Origin of the sequence: Streptomyces sp. NPDC097107 (genome assembly GCF_044762405.1) — a bacterium.
Classification (GTDB): Bacteria; Actinomycetota; Actinomycetes; order Streptomycetales; family Streptomycetaceae; genus Streptomyces; species Streptomyces thinghirensis.
Genome location: NZ_JBIWEF010000026.1, coordinates 1 through 18440 on the forward strand (window position 1 = coordinate 1; position 18440 = coordinate 18440).

The following is an 18440-nucleotide window of genomic DNA, read 5'->3' on the forward strand; positions in this document are numbered from 1 at the left end:
AAGAACTCGTACCAGGCGCCGTACAGGGCGCGTTCGCGCTCCACGAGCAGGGGCAGCGGGTCGGAGGTGGTGACCAGCTCCCGCAGCGGATGCCGAGCCAGTACCGCGTCCACCTCCGGCGTCAGCGCCGCCGCCAAACGAGACGCGGCCGCCCGGGTCTCGTCCCGCAGCGCGTCCGCGGCGGCGAGCAGTTCCCGTCGGTCCGCGCTCCGGGGCACGTCGTCGGCGGCACGCTCGTACAGCCGGGCGCCCTCCTCCAGGACCAGGTCGGTGTCCATCCCCGCCGGGATCTTGATCCGCGCGTGGTGCCGCCAGGTGGTCACCGGATCGCCCCACGCCTCCACGGTGTACGACCAGAGTCCCGGCTCACCGGCGGTGACGGTGGCCCCCCAGCGGTCGGTGCCCGGGGCCAGCTCCCGCATCGGCGTCCACGGACCCGGCCGGCCCCGCGGATCTCTGAGGACGACGTTGGCGGCGACCGCGTCGTGCCCCTCCCGGAACACGGTGGCCGATATCTCGAAGGACTCGCCGGTGACGGCCTTGGCGGGCCTGCGCCCCTGCCGGACCATCGGGCGGACGTCCAGGACGGGGATGCGCCCGACGACGGTGGTGCCGTCCGCGGGGGGTGCCCCGGGTGGCGCCTGCGATGGTGCCGCGGGGGGTGCCTGCGATGGTGCCGCGGGGGGTGCTGACGAGTGGTGCGTGGCGGGCATGACCGCTCCTGTCCGCGTCAACGAGGGTGGGCGGATGACTCTGGGGAGGTGGGTCCTGCGGGGGTGCGTGTGGGGTGTACCGCAGGAGCCTTCCCACACTCTTCGGGTGGGCAATCCGGCACTTTGTTACTTACTCATGCGTATGTCGACACTCGCGACGACCTGACCGGACACCTTCCCCGCCCGGAGATCGACACGCCGGTGGTTATTAGCCCGACCGGCGACCGAGGAGGACGCCGTTCAGGCCGAATCGGAGGTCTGAGGGCGAAGGCCCCGGCGAGGGACACATCGCGCCGGTAACGTCGTCGGGGTGAAGGCGATTCGTCGACTTACCGTCCGTCCCGTTCTCCCCGACCCCCTCCGGCCGCTCAGTGATCTGGCCCGGAATCTGCGCTGGTCCTGGCATCCGGAGACCCGCGACCTCTTCCAGTCCGTCGACCCCGGGTGCTGGGCCGCCTCCGGCCGCGACCCGGTACGGCTGCTCGGCACCGTCCCGCCCGCGCGCCTCGCGGAGCTGGCGGAGGACCGGCGCTTCCTGCGCCGGCTGACCGCGGTGGCCGACGACCTCGACCACTACATGACCGGCGACCGCTGGTACCAGGCCCAGTCCGGCCGACTCCCCGCCGCCGTCGCCTACTTCTCACCCGAGTTCGGTATCACCGCCGCCCTGCCCCAGTACTCCGGCGGCCTCGGCATCCTCGCCGGCGACCACCTGAAGGCGGCCAGTGACCTGGGCGTACCGCTCATCGGCGTCGGCCTGCTCTACCGGCACGGCTACTTCCGGCAGTCCCTCTCCCGGGACGGCTGGCAGCAGGAGCACTACCCCGTTCTCGACCCCCACGAGCTGCCCCTCGCCCTCCTCAAGGAGGCCGACGGCACCCCCGCCCACGTCGCCCTCGCGCTGCCCGGCGGCCGGGAGCTGCGCGCCCGTATCTGGCTGGCCCAGGTCGGCCGGGTGCCGCTGCTGCTGCTCGACTCGGACGTCGAGGAGAACGACCTCGGCGAACGCGGCGTCACCGACCGGCTCTACGGCGGCGGCAGCGAACACCGGCTCCTCCAGGAGATGCTGCTCGGCATAGGAGGTGTCCGGGCGGTACGGACGTACTGCCGGCTCGCCGGCCACGCCGCGCCGGAGGTGTTCCACACCAACGAGGGCCACGCGGGTCTTCTCGGCCTGGAGCGCATCTCCGAACTGTGCGAGCAGGGGTTGGAGTTCGGTGCCGCACTCGAGGCGGTCCGGGCCGGCACCGTCTTCACCACCCACACCCCCGTCCCGGCCGGCATCGACCGCTTCGACCGCGAACTGGTCGCCCGCCACTTCGGCCCCGACTCCGAACTCCCGCGCATCGACGTCGAGCGCGTCCTGCGGCTCGGTATGGAGACCTACCCCGGCGGCGAGCCCAACCTGTTCAACATGGCCGTGATGGGCCTGCGCCTGGCCCAGCGCGCCAACGGCGTCTCCCTGCTGCACGGCGGGGTCAGCCGGGGGATGTTCGCCGGACTCTGGCCCGGTTTCGACGCCGAGGAGGTGCCGATCACCTCCGTCACCAACGGCGTGCACGCCCCGACCTGGGTCGCGCCGGAGGTCTTCCGGCTCGGAGCCCGGCAGATCGGCGTCCAGCGGGCCGAGGACGCGCTGACCGTCGGCGGCTCGGACCGCTGGGACTCGGTCGCCGACATCCCCGACCAGGACATCTGGGAACTGCGCCGCACCCTGCGCGAGCAGCTCGTCGAGGAGGTGCGGGAGCGGCTGCGCGCCTCCTGGCGGCAGCGCGGCGCCGGCACCGCCGAGCTGGGCTGGATCGACGACGTCCTCGACCCGGACGTGCTCACCATCGGGTTCGCGCGGCGCGTCCCGTCGTACAAGCGGCTGACGCTGATGCTGCGCGACCGCGACCGCCTGATGGACCTCCTGCTGCACTCCGAGCGGCCGATCCAGATCGTCGTCGCGGGCAAGGCGCACCCGGCGGACGAGGGCGGCAAGCGGCTGGTGCAGGAGCTGGTGCGGTTCGCCGACGACCCGCGGGTGCGGCACCGCCTCGTGTTCCTGCCCGACTACGGCATGGCGATGGCGCAGAAGCTCTACCCGGGCTGCGACATCTGGCTGAACAACCCCCTCCGCCCCCTGGAGGCCTGCGGCACGTCCGGCATGAAGGCGGCGCTCAACGGCTGCCTCAACCTGTCGGTACTGGACGGCTGGTGGGACGAGTGGTACCAGCCCGACTTCGGCTGGGCGATCCCCACCGCCGACGGCGCGGGCACCGACCCGGACCGGCGCGACGCCATAGAGGCCGCCGCCCTCTACGACCTGCTGGAGCAGCGGATCACCCCCCGCTTCTACGAGCGCGGCGCGAGCGGGCTGCCCGACCGGTGGATCGAGATGGTCCGCAGGACCCTGAGCCTGCTCGGGCCGAAGGTGCTGGCCGGCCGCATGGTCCGCGAGTACGTCGAGCGGCTCTACGCCCCCGCGGCCGAGGCGCATCGCGCGATGGACCCGGACTCCGCCCGTTCGCTGGCCGAGTGGAAGGCCCGGGTGCGGGCGGCCTGGCCCGGGGTGAGCGTCGACCACGTGGAGACGTCCGCCGCGAGCGCCACGGCGGAGCTGGGCTCGACGCTCGGGCTGCGGGTCCGGGTCAACCTCGGCGACCTGGCCCCGGACGACGTGGAGGTGCAGGCGGTCTCCGGCCGGGTCGACTCCGAGGACCGGATCACCGACGCGGCGACGGTGCCGCTGAAACCGGTGGGCGGCCCCGACCTGGAGGGCCGCTGGCTGTACGAGGGCCCGCTCGCCCTGGACCGCACCGGGCCCTTCGGCTACACGGTCCGCATCCTGCCCGCGCACCGGCTGCTGGCGTCCGGCGCGGAGGCGGGACTGGTCGCGGTGCCGTCGGACGAGCTGGCGGAGGCGGCGGGGCTGCTGATGAGGTGAGACCGGCCGGAGGTTGAGGTGGGGCCGGCCGGAGGTTGAGGTGGGGCCGGCCGGAGGACGACGTGGGGCCGGCCGGAGGACGACGTGGGACCGGCCGGAGGACGACGTGGGACCGGCCGTGGAGCGCGGGTCAGTCCCCCTCGTCGCCGCCGCTCAGCCGTCGCAGGACGGTGCCGCAGCGGCGGGCGTAGGCGTGCTGGAAGGCGCGGGCGGCCGGGCCGCCGGCCTTGGCGTACCACTTGGCGGGGCGGCTGAAGGCGGTCACGGTCAGCCAGACCGTGCCGTCGCCCGTCCGGTCCACCACGAAGGCCTCTTCCCCGGACTCCGGGTGGCCGGGCAGGGTGCCGTAGGCCCAGCCGGCCCGGCGGGGTTCGTCCAGGGTCCAGACCACCCGGCAGGGCGCCTTGATCATCCCGGCGAGGGTGACGGTGACGTCGACGCCGGGCGCGGCACGCTCGGCGCTCGCGTCGATGCCGACGCCCATCTCCCGGTGCATCTCCCAGGTGAGCACGGCCTCGACCGCGCGCCGGAACACCGGTTCGCCCTCCCCGAGGCGCGTGCGTACGTGCATGGGGCGGAAGCCGGGCGGACAGTGGCCCTGCTCGCGGGTGGCGCCGACGTCGTCGTACGTGAAGGACATGGGCACCAAGAGTAGGGCGACACCCTGGAACCTGGCGTTCCGGGTGTCGCCGGCAGGCCATGGGGAGGACGCCGTCCCGGGGATTCGAACCACCGGGACGGCGCCCTGACCGTGGAGCCCCGCGCGGGGCCTACGGGAAGGTGAGCTTGAACGAGTTGATGTACCCGGTGTCCCGGGAGGCCCCGTCCTGGACGCGCAGCTTCCAGGTGCCGTTGGCGGTCTCCGAGGAGGCGTTCACCGTGTACGTCTGGATCACGTTGTCCGCCGAGTCGGAGGAGCTGGAGTTCTTCAGGCGGTACGCGGTCCCGTCCGGGGCCAGCAGGTCGACCACCAGGTCACCGCGCCAGGTGTGCCTGATGTCCACCGCGGCCTGGAGGTTGGCCGGCGCGTTGCCGGCCCGCCCCGTCACGGCGACCGACGAGGTGACCGCCGCGCCGTTGTCCGGGATGGCCACGTCGGTGGTGTTCTCGAAGGAGGTGCCGCCGCCACCGCCGCCGCCCGAGCGGGCACCGACGTTGATGCCGGCCCACGCGTCCTGCACCGCCTTGTACTCGGTGCTGTCGGTGCCGTACAGCTCACCGGTGGCCGCGAGGGTGCCGGTGCGGGCCGCCGCGTAGTTGGTGGTCGACGTGAACTTCGTGGTCAGCGCGCGGAACCAGATCTTCGCCGCCTTCTCGCGGCCGATGCCGGTGACCGGGAGGCCGTCCGAGGTGGGCGAGTCGTAGGTGACACCGTTGATGGTCTTGGTGCCGCTGCCCTCGCTCAGCAGGTAGAAGAAGTGGTTGGCCGGGCCGGAGGAGTAGTGGACGTCGACGTTGCCGATGCCCGAGTACCAGTAGTCCTTGGACGACCCGTCCTTGCTGGGCTTGTCCATGTAGCGCAGGGGGGTGCCGTCGCCGTTGATGTCGATCTCCTCGCCGATGAGGTAGTCACCGACGTCGGAGGAGTTGTTCGCGTGGAACTCGACGGCCGCGCCGAAGATGTCGGAGGTGGCCTCGTTCAGCCCGCCGGACTCGCCGCTGTAGATGAGCCCCGCGGTGTTGGAGGTGAGTCCGTGCGTCATCTCGTGCGCGGCCACGTCGATGGACGTCAGCGGGTTGGCGTTGCCCGAACCGTCGCCGTACGTCATGCAGAAGCAGCCGTCCGACCAGAAGGCGTTGACGTAGTTGTTGCCGTAGTGGACCCGGGAGTAGGCGCCCGCACCGTCGCCGCGGATACCGGAACGGCCCTGGACGTTCTTGTAGTAGTCCCAGGTCAGCGCCGCCCCGTAGTGGGCGTCGGCGGCGGCGGTCTCCGCGTTGGACGGGCTGCCGTTGCCCCACACGTCGTCGGGGCCGGAGAAGAGCGTGCCGGTGCCGGAGGTGCCCCGGTTGAGGTTGTACGTCTTGTGGTTGCCGCGTGCTGTGTCGGTCAGCGTGTACGACGACCCGGACTGCGCCGTGCCCAGCGTCACCGTCCCGCTGTACAGAGTGTTGCCGGTGCCGTTGTGGATCGCCTGGTACTCGTAGAGCTTGGCGCCGGTGGCGGCGTCGGTGACGACGTGCAGCTCGTTCGGGGTGCCATCCTCCTGGAGGCCGCCGACGACCGTCTCGTACGCCAGGACCGGGGTGCCGTTCGCCGCCCAGATCACCTTGCGCGGGGCGCGGTCGGCCTCGGCCCGCTCGGCGCCGGCGGCCTTCGCGGCGGAGACGGCCTGCTGCTCGGCCTTGCCGGCGGATATCCTCGGCGTCACGGTGGCCGGCTTGATCGCCTTCGGCGTGGCCTTCACGACCCGCTCGGTCTTCCCGGCGTCAGTGGTGACGACCAGGTCGCCACCGAGGACGGGCAGTCCGTCGTAGGTGCGCTCGTAGCGCGTGTGCTCGGTGCCGTCGCGGTCCTTGACCACATCGCGGACGACCAGCTTCTCCTTGGCGCCCAGGCCGAGTTCGTCGGCGGTGTGCGCCTTGGCGGCGTCGGCGTCACGGATGAGTTCGGCGCGCTGGGCCGGAGTGAGCTTGACGGACTCGGCGCCCGGAACGGGGGCCTGCCGGGGAGCCGCGGTGGCGGCGCCGGACTGGACCGCCGTGGCGATCAGCGCTGCGACACCGGCCAGGGCGACGGCGGCGGCGCGGCGGTGGGTGGTGCGGGACGCGGTGTGGGAGGCGCGTCTGAGGGGAGTGCTGCTGCTCAACACTGACTCCTTCTGCGTGGCCGCGGGTCGCGCGGCCAGGGGAGACCGGCCGGCGGGTGGGCCGGCCGGGCGGTACTGGTTCGGTACGCAGAAACCACGTGCTAGGAGCTGACCGCCGCGCAGCACTGGTCGGGAAGCTGTGGGGGCGCTGTGGAGCGGCCGTGGGAAGAGTGGCAGGAGAACGCGCCTTCTGTCAGGAGCGCGTCAGAAAGTTGGCCAGAAATGGTTCGTTGTCCGGGCGTTCATGTTCGATATACGGAAGGGACGCTTTCCGGGTGCTACTGACTGCCCACTCAGTCCTGGCGAACACGCCCCCCGCCAGACACCGCGGCCACTGCCGCCGGACCAGCCACCACAGATACCGCCAGCCGCCCCGGCGGTCGGGCGCGCCGGGCTCCTCGTACGCGTCGATCATCGGTGGCTCCCCCGTCAGTTCTCCGTACGGCTCTCCCGACGTCCCTGTAGGTTCCGCTTGGTCGTGAGCAGTGGCTCCTGCGGAAAGGCGGGAATCCGCGCGTGATGCGCAACGGGTGTGAGGGCTGTTCGTGCGCAATCCGGGGATGGCGTCTGCTCCTTGTGGTCACTGTGAGTTGTCCTTGGGCATCTCGGTGAGTGCTGGGAGTGGACGTTGCTCAGCGTTTCGAACGCCTCGGACTCACGGACCTACGAACGTGCGGGTTGGTTCGCGATCAGAAGGGTGCTGTCGGCGGGGCGGAAGCCCAGGCGTGTGTATATGCGTGCGACGGCGTCTTCTGCGTAGGCGAGGAAGATGGTGCTCACTCCATGGTCGCGAGCGTGGCCGACCAGGGCTGTGGTGAGGGCTGCTGCCAGGCCCTGACGGCGGGCGGTGGGGAGGGTGCCGATGCCGCCGATCTCGGTGGTGCCGTTCGCGGGGTGGTAGTGGCCGACGGCCAGCGGGGTGCCGTCGGGGGCAAGGGCAGCGATGATCGTCTTGTGCCCGGCGCGGATCGTTGGGCGGATCGATGTCACGGTGCCGTCCTTGGCCAGTTCGTCGGCCACCACTGACAGTTCTTCATGGCCCGCTGATCCCACGGCGGTGCCTTCCTCGGCGAAAGCAAGGCGGGGCAGGGCGAGGGCTGCGGGCAGTGCAGGGTCGTCGGCCGTCAGCACGTGGAGTTTCACGCCGTCCGGCACCGGTCTTTGAGCAACCGGGTGGTGTGGATCGATAACCAGTAGCGGGCGTTCCGTTACTGGCAGGCCGGCGGCCTCGATACGAGCACGCAGGCCCGGCGCGACCTCGGCCAGCCATTCGAACGCCTCTGGAACGCCGAGTTCGCGCTGTCGCGCCCGCACCTGGGCGATGTCGGCGGCGGCCACGGCCGAGGCTCCCTCCGCGGTGGGTTGGGCATGCCCGGGGCCGCCGTAATACGGGGCGCCTGGTTTCCTCCGCACGAACAGCCGTAACGGACCGAACTCTTCGGCATCGGCGAACAGTAAGGGCACGGTGGCGTAGTACTGCTCGATGCGAGCGCGTAGCGAGTTGCTCATGTGGCGCATCCCACCACGGGACAGCGTCGCACTGCATCCGAGATTCGGCGCTGTCAACCGTGCAGGGGTCATGGTGAGTGGTCGTCGAGCAGGGAGAGGAGACGAGTGACTTCGTTGAGGAAGCGGCGTCCGTCTTCCGTGATGGTGAGGGGCCGGGACCGTCCGGTGCCGATGATGGTGAAGCCCACGGTCTCCTCGATCCGTTTCAGTTGGTAGTTGAGAGTGCCCCAGGTCACCCCGAGTTCGGCGGCGGCGTCCTGAAGAGTGCGGTGCCTGGAGGTCACGGTGAGGTGCCGTAGGCGCTGGATGCAGTTCTTCGTCCGGCTGGCGGCGTGCATCGCGGGGGACAGATCGGTGTCGAGCGATGCGAAGGGGTTGGTGAACTGACCGGTAGGGTTTCGAGGGATGCCCCATTTGGTCACGAGTCGCATCACGTCGGTCTTGCGAACGTCGAGTTCGCGCGCGATGTCGGGTGACGAGCGTCCCTTGTGGTGGTACTCCTTCTCCAGCCAGGCGCGAGAGATGGTCTTCGCGAGGTGGCCGGCTGGGCGGCGTCGGCGGATCGGGATGCCCGCTTCGTCGAGTGCGTGCCGGACGGTGCTGATGCTGCAACCTGCCAGCTCGGCGATTTGGTGCTGAAGTAACTGCCGTTCCTGGTAGAGCCGTTTGAGGCTGGATGGGGCCAGGACTCCCCGTCGCGGGGTGCGTCGGCCCGGGGTGGGCGGCCGCTGCCGGTCGGGCTGCGGTGCAGTGATTCCGAAGGTCTCGACCGCGAGGAGGAGACGGACGTCGTCCAGACCAAGCAGGCGGGCGAGTTCGGCGGGCACCGGTCCGTCTGCGGCATGCTGCGCGAGCTGGCTGAGGTTGATCGTCTCGGGGCCGGGCGGAAGGCCGGGATCCGTGATCCAGTCTGGTGGGGGTTCCCAGGACACGGGCTCGTCGATGCCGTGGGCTTCCAGGTTCGCGGCTGCCTGCTGGTGCAGGAGTTCACGCAGGTCGGGATGGAGCCGGTAGCGGAAAGTCAGGTGCCCGGCGGGTGTGTGCGAGGCGGCGCCGGGGTCGGCGCCCAGCAGCAGTCGTGCCAGGTGCCAGCGCAGCCGGTTGATCCGGACGGGTGCATGCTGCCGCCAGCCGTGGCGTCGGCAGAGTGTCTGGTATGCGTTGTGATCGAAGTCGAGGCTGTCGGGGCTGAAGAGTTGGCGGCGGCGGTCGTAGTCGATCGGGACGGGGTGGCTGTCCAGGGCCTTGGCCAACGCGGGCAGGATCGTGAGCAGGGTCTCGGTTCCTGAGGATGCCACGGCCGTGTCCAGTGCCCGGCGGTTGCTCTTGGGGCTGGTGTTGCCCAGGAGTGATGCCGCTTGAGGGTAGTCCCAGTTCGTGCCGGGCAGCAGCATCAGAGAGGCGCAGGCCCGCCGGAACCCGGCGACGGGGGCGTTGGTCTCGGCGGGCAGGAGGCGCAAGGCCCAGGACGGCCAGATCATGGCGGGCAGCTTCGATGCCCGGTGGTGTACGTCTTCGTCACTGCGGTTGGGCCAGCCCGGGGCGGGGGTGGCGGTGGCGTAGCGCAGGCGGGCGATGAAGGTGAGCTCGGAGTCGGCTGCTGAGAGCATGCGGTTGACCACGCGGGGCCCTGCGGGCAGCCACTCGGAGATCTTGCTGGTGGCGTAGTTGCTTCGGGGAACCCGCGGGCGGTCGGTGGACAGCAGCCAGGCGAAGACCTCGTCGCAGGCTGGATGACCGCGGTCGGTGGCGATCATGGCCACTGCGGTGCCGACGGCTGTGTTGTGGGCGTCGTTGGCCTCGTCGCGGACGGCCAGGGCAGGCAGAGTGCCGCCGCAGTCGTCCAGGATCGCGTTGACCACTGATGGCGTGGAGGGAAACTCGTGGACGCCGCGCAGAGCCCGTCGGGCGAGGGCGTGGAGTTCCTGAGCGCGGGTGCGGGTCTCCTCTGCCAGCGATGTGCCCAGAATGTCGCGGCTGACGGCGAGTTGAGCGGCGAGGACCGCTCCGTCGTGCTGCAGTGCCGGGGCGGGGGACTCGGTGAGCGGGTAGCCGCAGCGGATGGCACGTCCGGTTTGTGTCGCGTGCAGGCAGACGCCGGGAGCCGAGGGTCTGCCCCGTCCCCGGGTGCTGACCGGCGGAGGGTGTCCGCAGGCCGGGCAGTGGTCGCGAAGCAGCAGATTGTGGCGGGTGCAGGCGAACGACCAGGGCAGTCGCCAGAACAGCGGCCACCGCCCGTGGTCGTCGGCCAGGCAAGCGGGACAGAACCGGCTGCGTGAGCCGTAGTGCCGCCAGGCCGGCGGCCTGCCCATGGTGCGATCGTGGGGGCCGATGGTCACGATGACACCGTCGAACCGGCCGAGCGTCATCGCGGCCAAGGCTTCGGGCGTGAGCCCGGTGCGTCGGGCGAGGGTGTCGCGTTCGGCGTTCGTCAGCCTGCGGACCATGAACCTCGGGTCCGTCCCCGACAGCCCGAGGAACCGGGTGAACTCTCCACCGGTGACGGCCAGTCGGCGGGCGTATGCCTCGATCCAGCTGTCGAGGGCTTCGCCCTCGATGGGCGGAACCCAGAGGGGGATGCGCCCGTCGGTCCACCCCGTCATGCCGACTTCCTGCGATGTTGCGGAGACTGCGTCGGCCGGCTGGTCAGCAGGCCGGCTTCGATCTCGGCTTCGAGTTCCTTGCGGGCCGCTTCCGCGGCCGCGTCGTTCTTGACCTGATTCATCAGGTCCTCATCGAGACGTTCGTGGCCGGAGCGGATCGCGCGCAGACAGCCGCGGTTGATCAGTGCCATGAGGGAGGCGAAGTGTCCGGTGGAGCGTGCGAAGAGGTAGTCCGACAGGTCCTGGGCGAGCATTCCGGGGTACTTCTCCGCCAGGACGAGTTTCTGCTCGATCGTCTTGAGCAGGGTGTGCCAGTGCTGGCGGCCTTCGTCGTCCTCGATCTGGAAGGGCGGCAGCGTCAGTGGGGTGGTGCGGCGCCCGAACTGGGCCAGTTCGGTCTGCTTGCCGGAGAAGCCCTCGCGCAGGACACCACGCTGCTGGACACCGACGCCGACGTAGATCAGGGTGACCGGGAAGACGTTCGCCAGGTACTTCAACTGGTTCGCCATGCGGACCGAGTTGGAGTTCGCCCCGGCGAGGAAATGGATGTCGTCGATGATGATCGCGGCCGTCTTCATGGACAACACGGCGTCCACGGCCCGCTCGGCCAGGGTGTCGGCGTTCCCGGAGGTGGGCAGGCCGTAGAAGCGGCAGATCGCCGCGTTCAGCCCGCGGATCTGTGTGTTCCCGCTCAGAGCAATGTAGATGACCGGGACGCGGCGGTCGCCGCTCGGTGTCGTCTCTCCGCGCAGGGCGACCTGCTTGCGGAACAGCTTGCGGCCATAGTCACGCACCGCCGTGCTCTTGCCGAGCCCCGGGTAGGCGTCCACCAGGGCCGCGGGTTTGGTCTTGTCGCCGTCCTGCCGGTTCGACTCGACGATCTCGGCCAAGGCGTCGTGCAGCGCGAGGAGCTGGGGCGTGTCGATCGGGCCGATGTTGGCGTGCCAGACCTCCCGGTTGTCGTCATGTACCAGCAGATCCCGCCGCGAGAGATCTGCGAGCTGAGCCCGTGTGAACGCTGGGGGCTGGATGCGGTCCGGGCCGTTGACCTCCTGCAGCCAGCCCCGAAGCCGGGTGGGCGAGTACTGGCGGTCATCGCCCTCGAACGGCTCCATGCCCTCGGCCGTACTCAACGGCTGGTCCAGACGTCGGCGTAGTAATCATCGTCATCGACCAGGACAGCGGTCTCCTCGTCTGCCGGGACCGCCTCGCACTCCTCGTCCTCGTCGTCGTCCCCGCCCAGGTCCTCATCCCCAGACGCGACCACCTGCAAATCCGGTGTCGCCCCCTGGCCCGCTCCCGCGTCCGGCGAACTGAGCGCTGCCAGACGGCGCACGGAGGGAAGCTCGGCGATCTCGTCGGCCTCGGGGTCGTCTTCGCCGACCAGCCGCAGACGGTCCTGCGACAAGCGCACCGCCATGCGCCGCTCCGTCCGGTCCTCGGTCAGCCCGGCGCCCCAGCGTTCCAGCAACTCGATCAGGGCGCGTTTGGTGTCCGGGAAACGATGCGCCTTGGCCGCGATCCGGCGCGCGTACTTCAACGCCTCCAAGCTGGCCGGCCCGTTCAATGCCGGCGCATGTTCCCAGTCCAGGGTGTGCCACAGGTGTGGCTGCTCCGGATCCTGGAAGTAGATCTTCCTGATGTCGGCGCGGTCCACCGCGACCGGCCACTTGCCGGCATGTTCGCCGCGGTGCGGGCTGATCTGATTGCGGTAGTCGTCGAGCCCGTCCCCGTTGTAGCGAAGCCCGTTGATCTCCACCCCGTAGTGGTGGATGGGGCACCACTCCTCTTCCAGGAACTCGAACGCGAGGCCCGGCCTGGACGGGATACGCAAGGGTCCCGCCCGGTTCACGCCGTGCTCGAACATCTCCAACGGGCTCAGCTTCAGGCCGGGAACCTCCGGGACTGTCAGCCCCCGGTGGTGCCGCCTGTGATAGATCAAAGTGATCCATTCGCGGATGATCATTTCGAGCTCGTCCAGGAAGAAGTACGCCTCGTTCTCGACGTTCTCTCCCCGGCTGTGCACGTCCGGCCCTTTGTAGCCGGGGAGTGCCGCCAGCAGCCCCTGGTTCAGCGTCTTGAACCACCGCTCCACCGGCTTGTCGGTGGGCGTATAGGGGCGAGCCGGCTGCAGGGAGATGTCCAGTTTCGCGCTGACGCTCGCGATGTGGTTCGAGACGTAGATCTTGCCGTGGTCGTAGATGATCGTCTCCGCCGCGACTGCGGGCAGCAGCGGCTGGCCTTGCGCGTCGACCAGCTTCTCCGCGTCGAACACCACCGTGGAAGGAACCCCGCAGTACGGAAGCGGCTCGCCCGTTCCGGCAGACGACACCTCCCGCGGTCGGATCGTCTCGAACAGGACACCGGCCACGTCGGTCGACTTCGTCGACACCGGCGTCAGCCGCAGCCCAGTGATCACCTTGCTGTAGAGGTCCATCGCGACGGTGAGTTCGCACTGCACCCACCGGCAGGTCACCGGCTCCATCGCGAAGACATCCAGACTGTTGGTGTCCAGCACGATGTACTCACCCGGCCGCGTCGCCCGCAGCTTGCCGAAGACTCCCTGCGGGCGGTTCGCGATCGACCGCTTCCCCTTCGTGCTGCCCTCGAACGCGTTGGTCCCCCGGCTGAGCTCCTTCAGCAGTTCGTAGCCAGTGGTCTGCTTCGGAACGCTCACCACATCGCGGCCGTACTTCTTGGCCACTCGTTCTTCGATCTCCATCAGCACCAGGCCACGGACCGGGCGGCTGGACTTCTCCAGGCCCCCGATCACCGTGCGTGCCATCTCCAACCAGCGCGGATCCACCCGATCCAGCACGCTCTTGGGCTGTCGCCTGCTCACCAGCCCGGCTGGCCCGCCCCTCTCGACCTTGGACACCCATCGGCGGACCGTCGCTGGGTCGACTCCGAGCTCGGCGGCCTTTGCTCGGTACCGGTGCATCAAAGGCATCCCTGGCGCATAGTCCGGCCGTGGCTCCCCCTCCAAAGCCAGCTCAGGAGAACCCAGTTGATAGCCGAAGCGAACTTCCTGCACATGCCGGAACCGAACGGTGAGCGCATCGTCCTCGGCACTACTGAGACCGCCCAGCAACGCTGCGGCTGCCGGTTCCGCAGGCGAGGTCTCCACCAGGAACTCGGTAGAGGGGTGTGCCAGCAGCACCGACAAATCGACCTGCCGCCACGTAGGGCGGCCCTCTGCCGACATCTGCTGAAGGAGGATGCGGCGGCCCTCGATCTCCGCGATCGTGAACTGCTCGCCGTCATAGGTGAGCGGCAGACCTGTCCGAAGAGTCGTTGTCCAGGCGTTCACACTGACCTCCGCAGAACCCAGTTGCCACTCAGCGGACGGGACAAATCAGTGGTCAGCCGGCCAGACCACACCAGCGCCAAGAGCGGTGGCCGCGCCTCGTGGTCGGGACGCCCAGCCGCCAGCCGTCGCTCGGCGACACCGAGTCGGTCACCGTCCTGCATGCTTTCCCAAGCGCGTTCGATCTCGTCCTCCGGGACCACGCCCGGGCGACGGTAGGCCGCGAGGAACCGGACATTCTCCAGGACTACCCGGTCCGCTCCGGACCAGATCTCGTACTCCCAACCGTGCCGTTCGACCAGTTCACCCGGCCAGGCCAACGCCTCCGCGATCTTCGGATCGGTGAGCCGATCCGCAGGCTTGACGTTCACCACCCGCACCACTCCCGACTCCATGACCAGCAGGAAGTCCGGCACATGCCGACGCACCCGATCACCTACCCGGGCGGTCAGATGGCACGGCTGGGCATAGATCCCACGCACGGCAGGATCCATGTCAGCCAGGAGAAGCCGTGCCAGCTCCAAACGGCTCTCATAGACCACGGGCCCGGCCATCGTCGCCGACGAGTACCGCCCTGAGTAGTGCGCCTGGCCGTGGACGGAGCGAAACTTCCGCCATGGAACCGACCACGTGAAATCCGCCAACCGCAGATCCTTGAACGGGACTTTCCGTACCGACGCGTCGTCGTAGCGGACTGACGCCATCGGCTGTTCGTACTTCCCACGTACCCGGGCTGGACTCAGAATGGCCATGGGCCGGAAGCTAGTTACCCTGCGGAGTCAGTGCGCACAGATCCTTGGAATTGCGCATTCGGTGCGCATCTCACGGGTACAGTGCGCACCGAATCGCGGAACCTACAGTCCCGTCCTCACGCCAGACTGTCCCGCCAGGCACGGTGCAGGTCAGCGAACCGGCCCGTACCGGCGATCAGTTCGGCAGGCGTGCCGTCCTCCACGATCTGGCCGTGCTCCATCACCAGCACCCGGTCGGCGATCTCCACGGTCGACAGCCGGTGCGCGATCACGACCGCCGTACGGCCCTTCAGAACCGTCGCCATCGCCCGCTGCACCGACCGCTCGCCGGGGATGTCCAGCGAGCTGGTCGCCTCGTCCAGGATCAGCACCGCCGGATCGGCGAGCAGCGCCCTCGCGAACGCCACGAGCTGCCGTTGCCCGGCGGAGATGCGGCCGCCCCGCTTGCGGACGTCGGTGTCGTAGCCGTCGGGCAGCGCGGCGATGAAGTCGTGGGCGCCGATCGCCTTCGCGGCTCCCTCGATCTCCTCCCGGGTGGCCTCCGGACGGCCGATGGCGATGTTCTCGGCGACCGTGCCGGAGAACAGGAACGCCTCCTGCGTCACCATCACCACCCCGCGCCGCAGTTCGGGCACGGCGAGGTCGCGCAGGTCCGTGCCGTCCAGCAGGACCCGCCCGTCGGAGGGGTCGTAGAACCGGGCGAGCAGTTTGGCCAGTGTCGACTTGCCCGCGCCGGTCGAGCCCACGACGGCGACCGTCTGCCCGGCCGGGATCGTCAGGCCGAAGCTGGGCAGCACCTCGCCGCCGGTGCGGTAGCCGAAGCGGACCCCGTCGAAGACGACCTCGCGGCCGGGGTGCTCCGACGCAGGCGGCGGCAGTTCCTTCGGCGCGGCCGGCTCGGGCACGGACGGCGTCTGGGCCAGCAGCCCGGCGATCTTCTCCAGCGAGGCCGCCGCCGACTGGTAGGAGTTCAGGAACATGCCGAGCCGGTCGATCGGGTCGTACAGCCGGCGCAGGTACAGCACCGCCGCCGCCAGCACACCGAGGGCCAGCGTGCCGTCCGCGACGCGGTAGGCGCCCCACAGCACGATCCCCGCGACGGCCGTGTTGGCGACCAGCCGGGAACCGACGACATAGCGGGCCATCTCCAGCAGCGCGTTGCCGTTGGTCCGCTCGTGGCGCCGGTTCAGTACGGCGAAGTCGGCGTCGTTGGCGTCCTCGCGGCGGAAGGCGCGCACCGGCCGGATGCCGTTCAGCGTCTCCACGAACTTCACGATCACCGCCGCGATCGCCGTGGACCGCCGCCGGTACACCCGTCCCGCGCGCCGCTGGTACAGCCGCACCAGCCCGTACAGCGGCACGAACGACGCCACCGCGACCGAGCCCAGGCCGAGGTCCAGCCAGAGCAGCAGCGCCGCGATGTAGACGAAGGACAGGATGACCGTCACCAGCTCCTGCAGACCCTCGTCGAGGAGTTCGCGCAGCGCCTCCACGTCCGTGGTCGAGCGGGAGATCAGCCGCCCCGAGGTGTAGCGCTCGTGGAAGTCGACGCTCAGCGCCTGCGCGTGCCGGAAGATCCGGCCCCGCAGGTCCAGCAGCACGTCCTGGCTGACGCGGGCCGCCGCGGCGACGAACGCGTACTGGAGCGCGCCCGCGGCCAGCGAACAGAGCAGATAACCGGCGCCCACCGCGATCAGCGGACCGTGGTCGTCGTCCCGGAGCGCCGGGACGGCACGGTCGATGGCGTACGCCACCAGCAGCGGGCCCGCCTGCACCGCCGCCTGCTGGAGCAGCAGGAGGAAGGTGGTGAGGGCGACGCGGGCCCTCATGGGCGCCAGCAGGGAACGCAGCAGCACGGCGGTCGCGCCCGGCGGACTGGGCAGGACGTCCCGGTCGAAGAGGTCGTCGGCCGCGCGGGCCGGGTTTTCGGGCGCCGGCCCGCCCTCGGGCTGTTCCCTCTCCGGCGCGGTGGCCGTGGGCGCGGTCATCGGCCGTCCCCTTCCCGGGGTCCCTCGGGACCCTCGTGCGCGTCGAGCCCGGACATCAGATGGGCGTACTCGGTGCTGGTGCGCAGCAGTTCCTGGTGGGTGCCGACGGCGGAGATGCGGCCGCCCGAGAGCAGCGCCACGCGGTCCGCGAGCAGCACCGTGGACGGGCGGTGCGCCACGATCAGGGCGGTGGTGTCCGTGAGGACCCGCCGCAGGGCGGCCTCCACGGCGGCCTCCGTGTGCACGTCCAGCGCGGACAGCGGGTCGTCCAGGACCAGGAACCTCGGCGTGCCGACCACCGCCCGGGCGAGCGCGAGGCGCTGCCGCTGGCCGCCGGAGAGGCTGAGGCCCTGCTCGCCGACCTGGGTGCCGGTGCCCTGGGGCAGGGCGTGGGCGAAGTCGGCCTGCGCGACGGCGAGCGCCCGCCCCAGCTCCTCCTCACCGGCGTCGCCACCGGCCCCCATCAGGACGTTCTCGCCGACGGTCGCCGAGAACAGCGTGGGTTCCTCGAAGGCCACGGCGACCATGGAACGCAGCTCCTCGCGGGACAGCGCGGCGATGTCCTCGCCGTCCAGCGTGATCCGTCCGGCGGTCACCTCGTGCAGGCGGGGGACGAGCGCGGTCAGCGTGGTCTTGCCACTGCCGGTGGCCCCGACCAGGGCCATGGACTCGCCGGGGCGGATGTGCAGGTCGACCCGGTCGAGGAGGGGCGGGGAGCCGGGGGGCGCGTCGGGGTACCGGAAGCGAACGCCCTCGAACCGCAGGCCCTCGCCTGCCGCAGCCGCGGGCAGTCGTGCCGCAGACCCGTGCGAACCCCCCGCCTCCTCCACCTCCGCGTCCATCACCTCGAAGTACCGGTCCGTGGCCGTCGCCGCCTCCTGACTCATCGCCAGCAGGAAGCCGATCGACTCGACGGGCCACCGCAGGGCCAGCGCCGTCGACAGGAACGCCACCAGCGTCCCCGCCGACAGCGACCCGTCCGCCACCTGCACCGTGCCCACCACCAGCGCCGCCCCGATCGCCACCTCCGGCAGCGCCACGATGACCGCCCAGATGGCCGCCAGCAGCCGCGCCTTGCGCAGCTCGGTCCCCCGCAGCGTGTGCGACAGCTCGTGGAAGGCCCGTGCCTGGCTGCGGTGCCGGCCGAACCCCTTGATGATCCGGATGCCGAGGACGCTCTCCTCGACGACGGTCGTCAGATCCCCGACCTGGTCCTGCGCGCGCCGCGCCACCGCGGAGTACTTCTTCTCGAAGACCGCGCAGGTGATCATCACTGGGATGGCGGGCCCGAGGATCACCAGCCCGAGCGTCCAGTCCTGGACCAGCATGATGCCCACGCCGACCAGGATCGTCACGCCGTTGACCAGGAGGAACGTCAGCGGGAAGGCGAGGAACATGCGCAGCAGCATCAAATCCGTCGTCCCGCGGGACAGCAGCTGTCCCGAGGCCCACCGGTCGTGGAAGGCCACCGGCAGCCGTTGCAGGTGCCGGTACAGATCCGCCCGCATCCCCGCCTCGACACCCGCCAGCGGCCGGGCCACCAGCCACCGCCGCAGCCCGAACAGCAGCGCCTCCACCAGCCCGAGGAGGAGCAGGTACAGCGCCCCGAGCCACACGCCCGCCGGATCCCGGCCGGCGACCGGCCCGTCCACCATCCACTTCAGGACGAGCGGGATCACCAGCCCCACGCAGGAGGCGACGATCGCCACACACGCGGCGGTCGCCAACCGCGCCCGTACGGGCCGGACATAGGGCCACAGCCGCAGCAGGGCGCGCACGGTGGACCGGTCCTCGGTGGGGGCCTTGGCCAAGGCGGGTGTAGTGGGCAT

At 70.4% G+C, this 18440-nt stretch carries 11 protein-coding genes; 1 reads left to right on the forward strand and 10 read right to left on the reverse strand.

Annotated features, from left to right (window positions below):
* The coding region (locus ACIQ1J_RS34545; protein WP_403563220.1) for a maltotransferase domain-containing protein at positions 1-713 on the reverse strand (713 nt) is incomplete at its 3' end.
* A 310-nt stretch (positions 714-1023) separates the two neighbouring features.
* Here ACIQ1J_RS34545 and ACIQ1J_RS34550 point away from each other — a divergent pair.
* Positions 1024-3642 (forward strand): glycosyltransferase family 1 protein, encoded by a 2619-nt coding sequence (locus tag ACIQ1J_RS34550; protein ID WP_403563222.1) that lies wholly within the window; start codon positions 1024-1026, stop codon positions 3640-3642.
* Between the two features lie 130 nt (positions 3643-3772).
* Here the strand turns inward: ACIQ1J_RS34550 and ACIQ1J_RS34555 are convergent, their stop codons facing one another.
* The 9 genes from ACIQ1J_RS34555 to ACIQ1J_RS34595 all read right to left on the reverse strand — a co-directional run bounded on the left by ACIQ1J_RS34555 (position 3773) and on the right by ACIQ1J_RS34595 (position 18440).
* The gene (locus ACIQ1J_RS34555) at positions 3773-4282 is read right to left on the reverse strand and encodes a DUF1990 family protein (RefSeq protein WP_403563224.1); all 510 of its coding nucleotides are present in this window, start codon (positions 4280-4282) and stop codon (positions 3773-3775) included.
* 130 nt (positions 4283-4412) lie between these two features.
* Positions 4413-6452, reverse strand: a complete 2040-nt coding sequence (locus tag ACIQ1J_RS34560; RefSeq protein ID WP_403563226.1) for a M4 family metallopeptidase — start codon at positions 6450-6452, stop codon at positions 4413-4415.
* A 663-nt stretch (positions 6453-7115) separates the two neighbouring features.
* A complete protein-coding gene (locus ACIQ1J_RS34565) occupies positions 7116-7970 on the reverse strand; it encodes a GNAT family N-acetyltransferase (protein ID WP_403563228.1) in 855 nt (284 codons plus the stop codon).
* Between the two features lie 59 nt (positions 7971-8029).
* Positions 8030-10564 (reverse strand): TniQ family protein, encoded by a 2535-nt coding sequence (locus tag ACIQ1J_RS34570; protein ID WP_403563230.1) that lies wholly within the window; start codon positions 10562-10564, stop codon positions 8030-8032.
* Complete coding sequence (locus ACIQ1J_RS34575) at positions 10561-11697, reverse strand: AAA family ATPase (protein ID WP_403563232.1); 1137 nt, start codon at positions 11695-11697, stop codon at positions 10561-10563. The genes ACIQ1J_RS34570 and ACIQ1J_RS34575 overlap by 4 nt, the downstream gene beginning before the upstream one ends.
* Entirely contained in the window at positions 11694-13874 is a 2181-nt protein-coding gene (locus tag ACIQ1J_RS34580; RefSeq protein WP_403563234.1) for a helix-turn-helix domain-containing protein, read from the reverse strand. The genes ACIQ1J_RS34575 and ACIQ1J_RS34580 overlap by 4 nt, the downstream gene beginning before the upstream one ends.
* Positions 13871-14623 carry a TnsA-like heteromeric transposase endonuclease subunit gene (locus tag ACIQ1J_RS34585; protein WP_403563236.1) on the reverse strand — a complete coding sequence of 251 codons (753 nt, stop codon included), beginning with the start codon at positions 14621-14623 and terminating at the stop codon, positions 13871-13873. Before ACIQ1J_RS34585 ends, ACIQ1J_RS34580 begins: the two co-directional genes overlap by 4 nt.
* Positions 14624-14739: 116 nt before the next feature.
* Positions 14740-16611: an ABC transporter ATP-binding protein gene (locus ACIQ1J_RS34590; protein WP_403563238.1), complete on the reverse strand. Its 1872-nt coding sequence runs from the start codon at positions 16609-16611 to the stop codon at positions 14740-14742.
* Positions 16608-18440 carry an ABC transporter ATP-binding protein gene (locus tag ACIQ1J_RS34595; RefSeq protein ID WP_403563240.1) on the reverse strand — a complete coding sequence of 611 codons (1833 nt, stop codon included), beginning with the start codon at positions 18438-18440 and terminating at the stop codon, positions 16608-16610. The genes ACIQ1J_RS34590 and ACIQ1J_RS34595 overlap by 4 nt, the downstream gene beginning before the upstream one ends.

Coding starts and splice junctions, on each gene's coding strand:
- ACIQ1J_RS34565 (WP_403563228.1), bottom strand. CDS start 7,970: ATGCGCCACATGAGCAACTCGCTACGCGCTCGCATCGAGCAGTACTAC.
- ACIQ1J_RS34570 (WP_403563230.1), bottom strand. CDS start 10,564: ATGACGGGGTGGACCGACGGGCGCATCCCCCTCTGGGTTCCGCCCATC.
- ACIQ1J_RS34555 (WP_403563224.1), bottom strand. CDS start 4,282: ATGTCCTTCACGTACGACGACGTCGGCGCCACCCGCGAGCAGGGCCAC.
- ACIQ1J_RS34590 (WP_403563238.1), bottom strand. CDS start 16,611: ATGACCGCGCCCACGGCCACCGCGCCGGAGAGGGAACAGCCCGAGGGC.
- ACIQ1J_RS34585 (WP_403563236.1), bottom strand. CDS start 14,623: ATGGCCATTCTGAGTCCAGCCCGGGTACGTGGGAAGTACGAACAGCCG.
- ACIQ1J_RS34595 (WP_403563240.1), bottom strand. CDS start 18,440: ATGCCCACTACACCCGCCTTGGCCAAGGCCCCCACCGAGGACCGGTCC.